The sequence below is a fragment of the Paraburkholderia lebeckiae genome (assembly GCF_050436325.1).
GTDB classification, from domain to species: domain Bacteria; phylum Pseudomonadota; class Gammaproteobacteria; order Burkholderiales; family Burkholderiaceae; genus Paraburkholderia; species Paraburkholderia tuberum.
In genome coordinates this window covers 2,739,901-2,753,597 of record NZ_JBNDLZ010000002.1, presented here as the reverse complement: position 1 = coordinate 2,753,597, position 13,697 = coordinate 2,739,901, and the positions used below count along the sequence as shown (strand labels likewise).

The 13,697-nt window shown below is 64.6% G+C and carries 9 protein-coding genes; 5 read left to right on the top strand and 4 right to left on the bottom strand.

The window, feature by feature from the left end:
• Positions 1-85 precede the first annotated feature (85 nt).
• On the bottom strand, positions 86-2,065 hold the full coding sequence (locus OKW44_RS15880; protein WP_026226331.1) for a beta-galactosidase: 1,980 nt from the start codon (positions 2,063-2,065) through the stop codon (positions 86-88).
• A gap of 20 nt (positions 2,066-2,085) precedes the next feature.
• On the bottom strand, positions 2,086-3,252 hold the full coding sequence (locus OKW44_RS15875; RefSeq protein WP_018423401.1) for an ABC transporter ATP-binding protein: 1,167 nt from the start codon (positions 3,250-3,252) through the stop codon (positions 2,086-2,088).
• Between the two features lie 193 nt (positions 3,253-3,445).
• Here OKW44_RS15875 and OKW44_RS15870 point away from each other — a divergent pair, with 193 nt between their 5' ends.
• A complete protein-coding gene (locus OKW44_RS15870; protein WP_018423402.1) occupies positions 3,446-4,489 on the top strand; it encodes a LacI family DNA-binding transcriptional regulator in 1,044 nt (347 codons plus the stop codon).
• 76 nt (positions 4,490-4,565) lie between these two features.
• Here OKW44_RS15870 and OKW44_RS15865 read toward each other — a convergent pair whose 3' ends face one another.
• Complete coding sequence (locus tag OKW44_RS15865; RefSeq protein ID WP_018423403.1) at positions 4,566-5,774, bottom strand: MFS transporter; 1,209 nt, start codon at positions 5,772-5,774, stop codon at positions 4,566-4,568.
• Between the two features lie 450 nt (positions 5,775-6,224).
• On the opposite strand from OKW44_RS15865, the gene OKW44_RS15860 reads away from it, so the two are divergent.
• The 4 genes from OKW44_RS15860 to OKW44_RS15845 all read left to right on the top strand — a co-directional run bounded on the left by OKW44_RS15860 (position 6,225) and on the right by OKW44_RS15845 (position 10,427).
• Positions 6,225-7,229 carry a sugar ABC transporter substrate-binding protein gene (locus OKW44_RS15860; RefSeq protein ID WP_026226332.1) on the top strand — a complete coding sequence of 335 codons (1,005 nt, stop codon included), beginning with the start codon at positions 6,225-6,227 and terminating at the stop codon, positions 7,227-7,229.
• A gap of 97 nt (positions 7,230-7,326) precedes the next feature.
• Entirely contained in the window at positions 7,327-8,316 is a 990-nt protein-coding gene (locus OKW44_RS15855; protein ID WP_018423405.1) for an ABC transporter permease, read from the top strand.
• Between the two features lie 20 nt (positions 8,317-8,336).
• Positions 8,337-9,140 carry an ATP-binding cassette domain-containing protein gene (locus OKW44_RS15850; protein WP_026226333.1) on the top strand — a complete coding sequence of 268 codons (804 nt, stop codon included), beginning with the start codon at positions 8,337-8,339 and terminating at the stop codon, positions 9,138-9,140.
• Positions 9,141-9,182: 42 nt separating this feature from the next.
• Positions 9,183-10,427 (top strand): ROK family transcriptional regulator, encoded by a 1,245-nt coding sequence (locus OKW44_RS15845; RefSeq protein WP_018423407.1) that lies wholly within the window; start codon positions 9,183-9,185, stop codon positions 10,425-10,427.
• 5 nt (positions 10,428-10,432) lie between these two features.
• Here OKW44_RS15845 and OKW44_RS15840 read toward each other — a convergent pair whose 3' ends face one another.
• Positions 10,433-13,546, bottom strand: a complete 3,114-nt coding sequence (locus OKW44_RS15840; RefSeq protein WP_018423408.1) for a transglycosylase domain-containing protein — start codon at positions 13,544-13,546, stop codon at positions 10,433-10,435.
• Between the last annotated feature and the right edge of the window lie 151 nt (positions 13,547-13,697).

The window sequence follows — 13,697 nt, the reverse complement described above, 5'->3', positions numbered from 1 at the left end:
CCTGACTGTCTCCTTCATTCCATGGTTTTTACGTCGTTGTCGCTTCTATATCGAATGACTGCGTGGAATTGCCTAGGCCGGACTTCTATTGCGAGCGGTAGACCGCTACCCCTTGCGGCGCCACCTCCCGGGAGCCGATCACGAATGCGTCGTCGGAAATGTCGTCGAGCGTGTGGGTTCGATCGCCATAGTTGAACACATACGTCAGTCCGCCGCGACGGCTGATGCGCACGCTGTCGCCGAGTGCCTGCGTTTCGAGGCCCGCTTCCTGCGCGATCCGCGCGAACAGGCGCACCGTCAAGGCGTCGTCGAACAGGCTCGCAAAGTAGTGATATGCGCCGCTTCGCACGTACGCGGGGTGACCGTCCGCGAAACGCGCGCGCACGTCGAATGAAGATGATGCATCGCTGTCGATGAAATCGCGCCAGTGTCGCGCGAAGCCCTCGGCGGCACCGCCCTGCTGTTCGAGCACCACCGCCTCGGTCACGTTCGGCCGCATCGATTCGACGCGCCACACGCGCAGCGGCAGCACCGACGTCAATGCGCCAGGCGGCAGATTCGCCGGAATCCGCAGCTCGCACGTCTTCGAGCCGGTGCGTGGACCGAACACGACCTGCGCGCCCGAGCGTGCGAGACGTTCGGCGAAATCGTCGGGCACGACCGGCAGCGGCGGCACGACGACGAGGCTATAACCATCGAACGATGCATCGGCCGGTACGACATCGACGTCGAGTCCGAGCGCGCGCAAAGCCGAGTAGTACTCGAATGCGAACCGCGGATAGTGAAAGTCCGCGCCCTGCGGATGAATCTCGAACAACCACTTCGCTTCATAGTCGTAGACGAGCGCGACTTTCGAGCGGATCGACGCATTCGCGTCGGCACTCGCGGCGAGCACCGCGTGAATTTCCGACGCCACCCGCGATGCTTCATTGCCGCCGACGTCGAGCCGGTTATCGGGCGTATTGAGGCCCGCATGCATCTGCTCCTGCGCGAACGGCGCCTGACGCCAGCGGAAATACGACACGCAGCCCGCGCCGTGGGCGAACGCTTCCCAGCTCCACAGCCGCACCATGCCCGGCAGCGGCGCCGGATTCCACTGCGCCCAATTCACCGGTCCCGGCTGCTGCTCCATCACCCAGAACGGCAGCTTCGACATGCCGCGATACACGTCGTGATTGAACGACGCGAAGTCCGGATGACCAGTGCGCAACCAGCGCGCCTTGATGTCCGGCGCGAACCACTGCTCTTCTAGCGCGCCGAGCGGATAGCTGTCCCACGTTGCGACGTCGAGATCGGCCGCGACCTTGTAGTGATCGAACTCGGTGAAGAGCTGCATGAAGTTGTGCGCGACCGGCCGTCCCGGCGAATGCGCGCGAATGATCTCGACCTGCATGCGGTTGTAGCGCGCCACTTCGTCGGATGCGAAGCGTCGGTAGTCGAGACGATGCGAAGGATGCGCCTCGGTCACGGTGCCGACCGGCGCGTCGATTTCTTCGAAGCCGAGGTACTCCATGCTCCAGAACACCGTGCCCCACGCCTCGTTCAACGCCTGGATCGTGCGATAACGCGCCTTCAGCCACTCGCGAAAGCGCGCGACCGCGGCTGGCGAATAGCTGACCACCGTGTGATGACAGCCAAATTCGTTATCGGTCTGCCAGAAAGCGACCGCCGGATGCTTGCCGTAACGCTCGGCCACCGCCGTGCAAATAAGTCGCGACGCCTCGAAATACGCGGGCGACGAGAAGTCGTAATGACGCCGCGAGCCGAACCCGCGCGGACGTCCATCGGCGCCGACCGGCAGGATCTCCGGATGACGATCGATCAGCCACTTCGGCGGCGTCGCGGTCGGCGTACACATGACGACCTTCAGGCCAGCCGCGCCGAGCACGTCGACGGCGCGATCGAGCCAGCCCCAGTCGTATTCGCCGGGAGTCGGCTCGATCCGGCTCCAGGCGAATTCCGCAACCCGCACCTGCTCGATGCCGAGCGCTTTCATCCGGCGCGCGTCGTCGTCCCACATCGACTCGGGCCAGTGCTCCGGGTAATAACAGACTCCAAGACGCATCCCTATGTCCCCAATGTTTTTCAAGCGTAGTGTTCGACGGATTCGAGCGAAGCGGCCGCGAAACCGTCCTCGGTAAACAGATGACAGGCCGTGGACGGCACCCGCAGGCTCGCGCGATCGCCTGGAGCGAGGCGCGTGTTGCCGGGCGCCTTGGCGATCAGAACGGCGCCGCCGGGTTGATCGAGGTGCACGTAGCTGTGTTCGCCAAGCTGCTCGACGAGCGATACGGTGCGCGCGAGCGCGCCGTCTTGCGACACGCCCTCATTCGTCGTGGCCGCTGCATCGACGAACTCGAGATGCTCGGGACGCACGCCGAGCGTGACCGGCTGCGCTGGCTGCAATCCGGCGCTGCTGACCGGCACGCGCACGTTCTCGCCGGTGTGATCGAGCGTGACGCGCACGCCCTGCGCATCGAGTGACGCCACCTTGCCCGGCAGGAAATTCATTCGGGGCGAGCCGATAAAGCCGGCCACGAAGCGGCTTTTCGGGCGGTGATACAGCTCGAGCGGGGCGCCGATTTGCGCGATGCTGCCGTAGCGTTCGGTGTCCTTGCCCGAATGCAGCAGCACGATCTTGTCGGCGAGCGTCATCGCTTCGATCTGATCGTGCGTCACGTAGACCACGCTCGCCTTCGCAAACTGCTTATGCAGGCGCGCGATTTCGACGCGCGTTTGTCCGCGCAAGGTTGCATCGAGATTGGACAGCGGTTCGTCGAACAGAAACACGCCGGGCTCGCGAACGATCGCGCGGCCGATCGCGACGCGCTGCCGCTGCCCGCCCGATAGCGCCTTCGGCTTGCGCTCGAGCAGTGCCTCGAGTTGCAGGATGCGCGCGGCTTCGCGCACCTTGCGCTCGATTTCATCCTTCGGGGTCTTCGCGAGTTTCAGGCCGAACGCCATGTTCTCGAACACGCTCATGTGCGGAAACAGCGCATAGCTCTGGAACACCATCGCTACGCCACGCTGCGCGGCCGGCACGTCGTTGACGATCTTCCCGCCGATCGACAGGTCGCCGTCGGTCACATCCTCGAGACCGGCGATCATGCGCAGCAGCGTGGACTTGCCGCAGCCTGAGGGGCCGAGAAACACGCAGAACTCGTTTTCGCCGATGTCCAGATCGACGTTGCGAATCACCGGCGCACCGTCGCCATATGCCTTCTGCACGCCTCGTAACGAAATGCTCGCCATTGCATCGACTCCGTGATTTAATCGGCGCGAAGTCGGAGATTAAGCGCTTAATCAGCGCGACCGAAAAATCGATCGCAAGCGATCGTTGGGTCTGTCTCCGATATCGTTTTGTACCTTGGTTTGACGACAGATGTTGCCGCGCCTCGCGCCGCGATGCAAATGTCGGACAGCCATCCCAAATACTGACCATATCATGCCCACACTCAGCGAAGTCGCTCGTCATGCCGGCGTCACGTCAGCCACGGTGTCCAACGTGCTGCGCAATCGCGGCCGCGTTGGCGAAACGACCCGGCAACGTGTGCTCGAGGCAGTCGCGGCGCTCGGCTATCGCCCGCATCTCGCCGCGCGCGCGCTCGCCGAGGGCCGTGCGCCGACGCTCGCGCTGATGGTGTCGAGCATCGCGAATCCGTTCTATCCGGAGTTCGCGCTCGCGGTCGAACGCGCTGCGCGCACGAGCGGCCACTTCGTGATCATCTGCAATACCAACGACGATCCGCTAAGCGGCCGCGCGTACCTCGACCAGATCGCCGGCACCTTGTCGGAAGGCGTGCTCGTGACCAACGCGAACCTCGATTTCGCCGATCTGCACAAGACCGAAGCGCGCGGCACGCCGGTCGTGCTGTGCATGTGGGAGCGGCCCACCGAGCCGCCCGGGCTGCCGTGCGTCGCGGTCGATTTCCGGCTGGCCGGCCAACTGGCCGGCGAGCATCTGCTCGAGCTCGGGCATCGGCGCTTTGGTGCGATCGTCGGCAGCAAGGCGTCGGGCATTCACGCGGCGCGCTACGAAGGTTTCGTCGACGCGTTGCGCGCGGCCGGTGTGACGAGAAATCGCGTGCGGCACGCGCTCGACACGATCCACGGCGGCTACCTGGCGGCGCGCGCGCTGCTCGAAGCCGATCCGCAACTAAGCGCGATCTTCGCGACCAACGATTTGCCTGCGCTCGGCGCGATGCACGCGGCCGCGGATCTCGGCCTGTGCGTGCCGGACGATCTGTCCGTGATCGGCATCACCGACATCCAGCTCGCGCGCGAGTCGCGCCCCGCACTGACGACGGTGGCGGTGCCGACGGTCGAGGTCGCCGGACTTGCGGTGGAACTGCTGCGCGAGCTGATCGAGACTTCCTACGGACAGCCGGGACGCGCCGCGCGGGACCTGCCGGCGCACGTGCCGATGCGGATTTCGTCCGAGCTGAAACTGGTCGTGCGCGCATCGACGGCCGCACCGCGTTCGCGTTGATGTGGCGGTTACAGCCGCCGCGCCGCAACGTTGCAGTTCGTAGCAGTTGGACCAGGCTCGGCCAGCTTGCCGCGCGTCAACTCGCGTGACGAGGCCGACGCGCACCGACCGCCAACGCAATGCAGGCCAATACCGCGGAAACCGCCGCGAATGCGACGTTCGCCCACAAATGTCCGACCCGGGTCGACAGCAGCGCTATGCCGACCGCCGGCAACGAGTTGCCGGTGTAACAGCAGAGCAGATACGCCGATAGCAATTCGGCGCGTTGGTCCGCGGGCGCGATCCGGTTGATCTCCTGCAAACTGCCGCGAAACCCGAGCGCCGCTGCGATGCCGCACAGCGCCGTCGCCGCGCTCAGCACTACGATCGACGCGGCAACCTGCGCCCACAGCAGCAACGCGAGACTCGGCGGCAACAGCCACAGTCCGGCGAACATCGCGGTGCGAGCGGCGAGTTTCGACGTGACCATCACGGTGATCGTGCTCGCGGCGAACAGTTCGGCGACGAGCGCCCCGCTCAGCGCGGGGCTGTGCAGATGCATGCTGTTCGCGATCAGATTGGGCAACAGCGCCGCGAAAAAGCCGAGCAGCGCGAAGGTCGCGAACGCGGTGACGGCAGGCACGACGAATGCCACGCGCAATTGCGCTGGCACGCCGATGCGTGGCGCGAACGACACCTGTGCAAACGTCCGGGCGCGCGCCTGGACCGTTTCGCATGCGAGCGCCGCCAACGCCGCGGTGACCAGAAGCGTCAACAGATAAACGACGAACACCGTGCGCAATGGCCAGGGCGCGAATTCCGCGAGCAGACCGGTCAGCAGCGGTCCCACGCCGAGCCCAGCCAGATTGACCGCCGCGGCGAGACGACTGGCGGGCGCCTTGTCGGCGCCGGCGTGCAATTCCGCGATCCATGCGGTCGCCGTCGCGGCACCGACGCCGATCGCAAGGCCGCTCGCTGCTCGGGCGACGAAAAGCCACGTCGCATGCGTGGCGAACAGAAAACACATCGTGCTCGCGATCGCGGCTGCGAGCACGAGCAGACTCACTGATCGGCGCCCGGCCTGGTCGGACACGCGACCGAATAGAAACAAAGCGCCGAGATTGCCGATCACGTAGGTCGCGTACACGAGCGTGATCGTCAGATCGGACAAGCCGAACCGGCGTTGATAGAGCGGATAAAGCGGCGTGACCATCGTGCTGCCCGCGTACAGAACGCCGATCACGAGGGCGGCGGCGATCAGCGATGCGCGGGAGCCGAGTCGTCGCTGCCACCAGTGCGAAGGCATGGGTCTCTCCGAAAGGTTCGCATTCTGTCGAGGCGAGCTAGCGCTGTTCCGCCGCAATCTCTCGCAAACATTCAGCGCCCACCGAAAAAGCGTGTTACGCACCACGAATTGCGTTGAAAAACCATCGTTTGCATTTCAATCAGCTTTCATACGGGCCAGGACTTTCCCCAAGCCGAGAAGCGCCGCTTCGCACTGCAACACAGCGCCAAAGCGTTATCACACAAGGCTCTCAGCCTGCACGCGGTTCGCGGCGCGGCGAATTTCCGCGCTTCACATTTCCTTGACGAGCGGTCGCGCGCCTGCTGTACTAAATCAACCAAAGTGATTTAGGCGATTTCCTTCGGACCACATTACGTCGAAGCGTCATCGTCAATCGTCAAGCCCGCAGCTTCGCAGTTTCGATCTATCTGCAGTCCCATACGTCGTTGCCAATAACCGGAGGAGCGTCTCATGAATCTGAATTCCCACAGGCGTCCTGTCGCCAGGACAATCGCGTCGATGTGCGCCGCGGCAGCGGCGCTGTGGTGCGCAAGCGCGAGTCAGGCCGCCGACCAGCCCGTCGTCGGCCTGATCACGAAGACCGATACGAACCCGTTCTTCGTCAAGATGCGCCAGGGCGCGGACGCGGCCGCGTCGAAAGACGGCGCGAAACTGATCACGGCCGCCGGCAAGTTCGACGGCGACAATGCGAGTCAGGTCACCGCGATCGAAAATATGATGACGGCCGGCGCGAAAGCAATCCTGATCACGCCGAGCGACACCAAAGCGATCGTGCCGAGCATCAAGAAGGCGCGCGCGGCCGGTGTGATGGTCATCGCCCTCGATACGCCGACCGATCCGCAGGACGCAACCGACGCCCTGTTCGCCACCGACAACTTCAAGGCCGGCGTGCTGATCGGCAAATATGCGAAGGCCGCGCTGAACGGCAAGCCCGCGAAGATCGCCACGCTCGATCTCGCGCCGGGCGTGTCGGTCGGCGTGCTGCGCCACAACGGCTTCCTCGAAGGGTTCGGCGTCAAGGAAGGCGATGCGTCGATCGTTTGCAGCCAGGACACCCGCGGCGATCAGGCGAAAGGCCAGACGGCGATGGAAAACTGCCTGCAGAAAGCGCCCGACATCAACGTGGTCTACACGATCAACGAACCGGCCGCGGCCGGCGCGTATCGCGCTCTGAAGGCAGCGGGTAAGGACAAGGGCGTGATGATCGTGTCGATCGACGGCGGTTGCGAAGGCGTACGCAACGTGAAGGCCGGCGCGATCGCGGCGACCTCGCAGCAGTATCCGCTGAAGATGGCCGCGCTCGGCGTCACCGCCGGCGTCGACTACGCGAAGACCGGCAAGAAGGTGTCCGGTTATCAGGACACCGGCGTCACGCTGATCACCGACAAGCCGATGTCCGGCATCGACAGCAAAGACACGAAGTTCGGCCTCGACAACTGCTGGGGCAACAAGTAACGCGCATTGCACAGCGGCCCGTTGCGCGTCGTACCGGGCCGCCAATTGATTTGCCGCGTGACCTTCACGTCACGCTCATGTACCGAGGACTGCCATCATGTCGACCCCTTCCGCGCCCGCCGGCCGCCCGCGCCCGTCTTTCACCGAGCACCTGCCGTCGCTGTCCGAAATCGGACCGCTGATCGCGCTGGTGCTGGCCTGCGCATTCTTTATCTCGCAGAGCAGCCGTTTTCTATCGTTCCAGAACCTGTCGCTGATCCTGCAACAGACGATGGTCGTCGCGGTCATCGCGATCGGCCAGACACTGATCGTGCTGACCGGTGGCATCGATCTGTCCTGCGGCATGGTGATGGCCTTCGGCTCGATCATCATGACGAAGTTCGCGGTCGTGCTCGGCGTGCCGCCGATCCTCGCGATTCTGTGCGGCATCGGCGCCAGCACCTTGTTCGGCTTACTGAACGGTCTGTTGATCACGCGCATCAAGTTGCCGGCGTTCATCGTCACGCTGGGTACGCTGAACATCGCGTTTGCGCTCACGCAGATCTACTCGAACGCGGAAAGCGTGTCGAACCTGCCCGATGCGATCATGTTCCTCGGCAGCACGTTCAGGCTCGGACCGGCGGAAGTCACGTACGGCACCGTGCTGACGCTGCTGATGTATCTGGCCACATGGTTCGTGCTGCGCGACACGGTGCCCGGCCGGCATCTGTACGCGCTCGGCAACAACGCCGAGGCCGCGCGACTGATGGGCCTGTCGTCCCAGCGGATTCTGCTGACCGTCTACACGCTCGCCGGCGCGATCTACGGCATCGCCGCGCTGCTGTCGGTAGCGCGCACCGGTGTCGGCGATCCGCAGGCCGGGCAAACCGAGAACCTCGACAGCATCACCGCGGTCGTGCTCGGCGGCACGAGTCTGTTCGGTGGACGCGGCTCGATCGTCGGCACCTTGCTTGGAGCGCTGATTGTCGGCGTATTCCGTAACGGCCTGACGCTGATCGGTGTTTCCTCGGTGTACCAGGTATTGATCACCGGCATCCTCGTGATTCTCGCGGTCGCCGCCGATAAACTCTCGCACCGCGGCCGTTGATCCCGCACAGGAGCCCTCTCATGTTGACCTCCGCCTCCCCTTCCACGTCCGCTCCGATGCCGGTTCTGCAGGCACGCGGGCTCGTCAAACGCTACGGCAACGTGACCGCGCTCGACGGTTGCGATTTCGAAGTGCTGCCCGGCGAGATCCTCGCGGTGATCGGCGACAACGGCGCGGGCAAATCGTCGCTGATCAAGGCACTCTCCGGCGCCACGGTGCCCGACGAAGGCGAGATTCTGCTCGACGGCAAACCGGTCAAGTTCCGCAGTCCGCTCGATGCGCGCGCACAAGGCATCGAGACCGTGTACCAGGAACTCGCCGTCGCGCCGGCGATGAGCATCGCCGAAAACCTGTTTCTCGCCCGCGAATTGCTGAAGCCCGGCTGGCGCGGCTCGCTGTTCAAGATGATCGACAAGCGCCGCATGCTCGAGGAAGCGACCGCGGCCATGAAGGATCTGCAAATCGGCATCCGCTCGATGCGCCAGGCGGTCGAAACGCTGTCCGGCGGCCAGCGCCAGGGGGTCGCCGTTGCACGCAGCGCGGCATTCGCGCGCCACGTGGTGATTCTGGACGAGCCCACCGCCGCGCTCGGCGTGAAGGAAGGCAACATGGTGCTCGAACTGATCCGGCGCGTGCGCGAGCGTGGCCTGCCGGTAATTCTGATCAGCCACAACATGCCGCACGTGTTCGAGATCGCGGACCGCATCCATATCCAGCGGCTCGGCCGGCGCGCGGCGCTCGTCAATACGAAGGATGTGCACATGTCGGAAGCGGTCGCGATCATGACCGGCGCGAAGACAGCCGACGTGAAGGCGATCGCATGACGCGCCGCTCAATCCGCTGAGCCACGAGGCCGGTACACGACAATGGACACCCCCAGCACCAGCAGGCGTTCGCCGGTCAAACGCACGGTCGGTTCGAATCAGGTTGGCATGCGGCAATTCAACGAGCGCATCGTGCTGCAAACGATCCGCTTGCATGGACCACTGCCGAAGGCCGAGGTCGGCCGCCTCACGCGTCTTTCGATGCAGACGGTGTCGATGATCGTCGACCGGTTGATCGCCGACGGCCTGCTCGAAAAGCAGGCGCGCCTGCGCGGCAAGATCGGCCAGCCGTCGGTGCCGATCGCGTTGTGCGCGGACGGCGCGTACACGATCGGCATCAAGGTCGGACGCCGCAGTCTCGACGTGCTCGCGATGGACTTCGCCGGGCGCATCGTATGCCGCGACGTATTCGAGTATGCGTATCCCGATCCGCGCGCGCTGTTCCCCGCGCTCGAAACCAAACTCGCGCGCGTGAACCAGACGCTCGGCGCGAAGGCGGACAAGGTGGTCGGCGTCGGTGTCGCCGCGCCGTTGTGGCTCGGCGGTTGGCGCGACTTTCTCGGCGCGCCGCCCGACGCGCTCGACGCCTGGAACGACATCGATCTGCGCGCCCGCATCGCGACGATAACCGGCCTGCCCGTCGAGTTCGCCAAAGACACCACGGCCGCGTGCGCGGCCGAACTCGTGATGGGCCAGGGCCGCGGCATCCACAACTTCCTGTATCTGTTCGTTGGCACGTTCATCGGCGGGGGTCTCGTGATCGACGGACGTCTGCATGGCGGTCCGCACGACAACGCGGGCGCGGTCGGTTCGATCCCGCTGCGCGAAGGCAGCGCACGCAAACCCGCGCGGCAGTTGCTGCACGCGGCATCGGGCTTCGTACTCGAACAACTGTTCAGCGATGCGGGCGCGCCGGCGGCCGCGGCGCATGATCATCGCGCGTTGTCGCCCGAGTTGTGGCGGCATACCGAGCGATGGCTCGACACCGCGTGCCCGGCGATCGCGAACGCGCTAACCAATGCGGCCGCGTTGCTCGATCTCGAAGCCGTCGTGATCGACGGCGAGTTCGACCGGCTATTGCTGCGCGAGATCATTCGTCGCACCGAGCGCGTGCTCGATCGTTTCGAATGGGAAGGGATGGTGCGGCCGCAATTGCTCGAAGGCGCGATCGGCGCCGACGCCCGCGCGATGGGCGGTGCGATTCTGCCGCTATATGCGCATTTCGCGCCGGTTCATGAGCTGTTCCTGAAGCCGGCGGCGTCGGAGACGGGTTATGACGAGCGGTGAGCGATTCACTGCGCGGCAACTTTCGTCGCGGCAGGCGTCGATCCCGCCGGCGCCGCCGTCACGGTTGTTTGAACCGGCTTGTCGAGCAACGGCTGCAACGCCGGTGCCATCGACTTCAGCAACTGCACCGCCAGCGCGCTCGTGAAGTCGTAACGCGCGGCATACGGCTCGTGCACCCATGCGGTCAACGTGCCGTAGAAGCGGTCGCCGAGAGCGAACACGAAGGTCGCGCTGCGATTCACCTTGCGCGACTCGATCAACCGCGCGCCCTTCGCGTACACGTTCAAGCGCTGATCGCCGGTGCCGGTCTTGCCATAGACTTCGAGCGTTTCGCCGTTCGGGAACGTCATGCCTTGCGCGAGACGCCTCGCGGTGCCACCCGTCACGACGTCGCGCAACAGCATCCGCACCTCCCCGGCGATCTCCGGCGACACCTGCTGCTGCGGCGCGACCACCGCGCGCCTGAAATGCGTTTCGTACGGCGTATCTTTCGCGAAGTCGATTTGCGTCAGCGTTTCGGTAGGCACCTTGTTGCCGCCGTTCGCGATCACGCCGATCAGTTGCGCGAGCGCCGCCGGACGATCGCCCGACGCGCCGATCGCCGCCGCATACGACGGCGTCAGCGACGCGAACGGATAGCCGAGCGCCTGCCAAGATTTGCCGATCGCGTCGTAGGCGCGCAGCTCGACCATGCGCTTGATGCGGTGATCCTGGGTCACGTGATAGCGCGTCTTGAACAGCCACGAGTAAGTCGACAGGCGCACGTCCTGGCTCGCGGCTTCGATCTGCGCAAGCGTCGCATCCGGATGCGAGCGCAGGTAGTTCAGCGTCCATAGTTCGAGCGGATGCACACTCGAAATATAGCCGCGGTCGTTCAGATTGAAGCGGTTGATGCCGTACTTGTCGTACAGATTCGCGAGATCTTCGTCGTCGAGCATCGAAGCCGCCGGCGTGTTCTTCAGGGCCGCGTACATCATCCTGTTGAACCACGCGTTCGATTGATCCGGCGCGACGCTGCGCAACGCGGTCGCCACTTTCGGGGGCGACTTGCGCACCCCGAGCAGCAATAGGGTGATCTGCTGATCAGGCGTCTTGCCGTGGTACTTCGTATAGAAACGCTTCATGTACACGCGGCTTTCCTGATCGGCGAAACGCGTCAGGTACATCTTGCGGGTCGCCGGATCGCCGAGCCATTGCGACGACGGCCCGGTGGTCTGCACCATTTCATAGTGCACGATATCGCGCATCAGCCGCACGAACACGAGGTTCACCGAATGCTGGAACGCGCGATGCACGGTCAGGATGCGGCTGTTGTCGTCGGACTCGAAGTTCGCGAAAGTCTGCGCGCCGCCGCCCGTAAAGAACGTTTCGCCCGGGCTCGCCGAGTATTTGCGCTCGACGGCGGCGTCGAGCATAGGCTGCAACGAATGGTCGCGGGTGTGCAGCAGATAGTCGATCGCCCAGCGCGTCAGCCGATCGTTCGGATCGGGCGTGAGCGCCTTCAGCTCGGCATTGCTCAGCGATGCGTAACGTGTGTGCAAATCGGTGACGATCTGCAGATACGTGATGACGGTGCGCAGTTTCGCGGTCGAGCCGAGGTTCAGGCGCGCGCCGGAATTGATGTCGAACGGCTGGTTCACGCTATCGGTCTGCACGCGCACGAGGTTCGCGTCGCCGTGCCGCTCGAACAGCGTGAAGCTGTAGGCGATATGCGACGGATCGTCGGACCCGCGCAACATTTCGTAGCCGACGAGACCCGCGGCCTTCGCGCCGTCTTTCGTCGCGGCGGCGGCGAGGCGCTCGGCAACGGCTTGTTGCACGTCATTGTTCAGCGTGCCTGTCGCCTGCACGTCGAGGCGGTCCAGTTCATAGAAACTACGCACGCCGAGCGCGGCGAGCAGATGCGAGCGCATCGACGTGACGGCCTTGCGCGACACGAACGAACCGAGATCCGGTGTGCTGCGCGGCGCGCGATACAGTTCGACGTGCGCCGCCAGCGCCGCGTCGCGCAACTGCTCAGTGATCACGCCGCCACTAGCGAGCAGCCGCAGATAGCTGTCGGTCAGCCGTTCGAGCTCGGGATAGCCGCGCTGCAGAAAAAACGACGGCGCGCGCTGCGCGATCATCAGCGACAGCACTTCGCGAAACGCCAGCCCCTGATCGGGGAGATTTGCATCAGTCGACGGCGCCTTCAGCAGCCGGTTGGTCTCGCGGAAATCGCGCCCATACCAGGCGGCGAGCCCATCGCCGATACCGTTGATTTCGCCGACGCCGGGCTGCGCGGCAAGCGGCACCGAGTTCAGATAATGGACTACGATCTGTTCGCGCGCGGGCAGCGTTTGCGGCCCGTTCAGATAAGCGCGCACCGACGCCGACGCGATTTGCCGCAGCTTTTCCGGCGGCGTCGCGGTGCGGCCCCCCGCCGAGTGACGGAATTTCTCGATCTGCGTCGCGAGCGTGCTGCCGCCGGGCGTCTGCTGATGACGATTGAACACGCGCGCGCCCTGGTCGACGAGCGCGCGGCTGAAGCGCCCCCAGTCGATCGCCGGATTGCGGTTCGGCTGATCCGGATCGAGCAGATAGCGGTCTTCGATGAACAGCAGCGAGTCCACCATGAGCGGCGGAATCGCGCCGAAGCTGTCGTACACGCGACCGGGAAACTGAGCGCTGTATAGCGGCACGCCGGTGCCGTCGAACAGTTGCAGGCCGGCCGTGTCTTTTTCGTCGTAAGGCAGGAACAGGCCGTCATCGGCTAGCGAAAGCATGCGTTCTGAATCGCGCGCCTGCGAGCTGATTTCGAAGCCATGTTGCAACAGACGCTGCTGGATAGCCGGCAACAGCGCGTAGCCGAGGCGCGCGTCGTACGGGCCCTTGTCGGCTTGCGGAAAGCGGATGGAATGACTGGGACCGTCGGTGACCGAAAAAGCGACGTCGCGGGTCAGCTCGGAAAGGTACCGCGCCTGCAGTCGCGAGGTCTCGATCTCGATCTGCACGAGCCGCGCAATCAGCGCCACCGCGAGCAGCAAAACCGCGGCAAGCCCCCATTTGAGCCAACGCCAACTCCGCACGGGCACGGTGCTGGTCACGCGAAGCGGAAACCGAAGCGGTGGCCGATTCATGGCTGCTCTCCCCGAGCGATGGCCAGGGTGTCGAGCCTGGCTCAGTTCATTCAAACCAGTGTAGCTCGGAACGAGAAACCCTCATCGGTTCGGATTGATGCGACAGTGTCGCGGCTACAACACCCGCTGGCGTCGGATGACAAAACGCGAA

Bases quoted from the DNA above. Each gene is read 5' to 3' on its own strand.
- OKW44_RS15875 (WP_018423401.1), bottom strand. From the start codon at position 3,252: ATGGCGAGCATTTCGTTACGAGGCGTGCAGAAGGCATATGGCGACGGT.
- OKW44_RS15850 (WP_026226333.1), top strand. From the start codon at position 8,337: ATGTTGACCTCCGCCTCCCCTTCCACGTCCGCTCCGATGCCGGTTCTG.
- OKW44_RS15855 (WP_018423405.1), top strand. From the start codon at position 7,327: ATGTCGACCCCTTCCGCGCCCGCCGGCCGCCCGCGCCCGTCTTTCACC.
- OKW44_RS15845 (WP_018423407.1), top strand. From the start codon at position 9,183: ATGGACACCCCCAGCACCAGCAGGCGTTCGCCGGTCAAACGCACGGTC.
- OKW44_RS15860 (WP_026226332.1), top strand. From the start codon at position 6,225: ATGAATCTGAATTCCCACAGGCGTCCTGTCGCCAGGACAATCGCGTCG.
- OKW44_RS15865 (WP_018423403.1), bottom strand. From the start codon at position 5,774: ATGCCTTCGCACTGGTGGCAGCGACGACTCGGCTCCCGCGCATCGCTG.
- OKW44_RS15840 (WP_018423408.1), bottom strand. From the start codon at position 13,546: ATGAATCGGCCACCGCTTCGGTTTCCGCTTCGCGTGACCAGCACCGTG.
- OKW44_RS15880 (WP_026226331.1), bottom strand. From the start codon at position 2,065: ATGCGTCTTGGAGTCTGTTATTACCCGGAGCACTGGCCCGAGTCGATG.
- OKW44_RS15870 (WP_018423402.1), top strand. From the start codon at position 3,446: ATGCCCACACTCAGCGAAGTCGCTCGTCATGCCGGCGTCACGTCAGCC.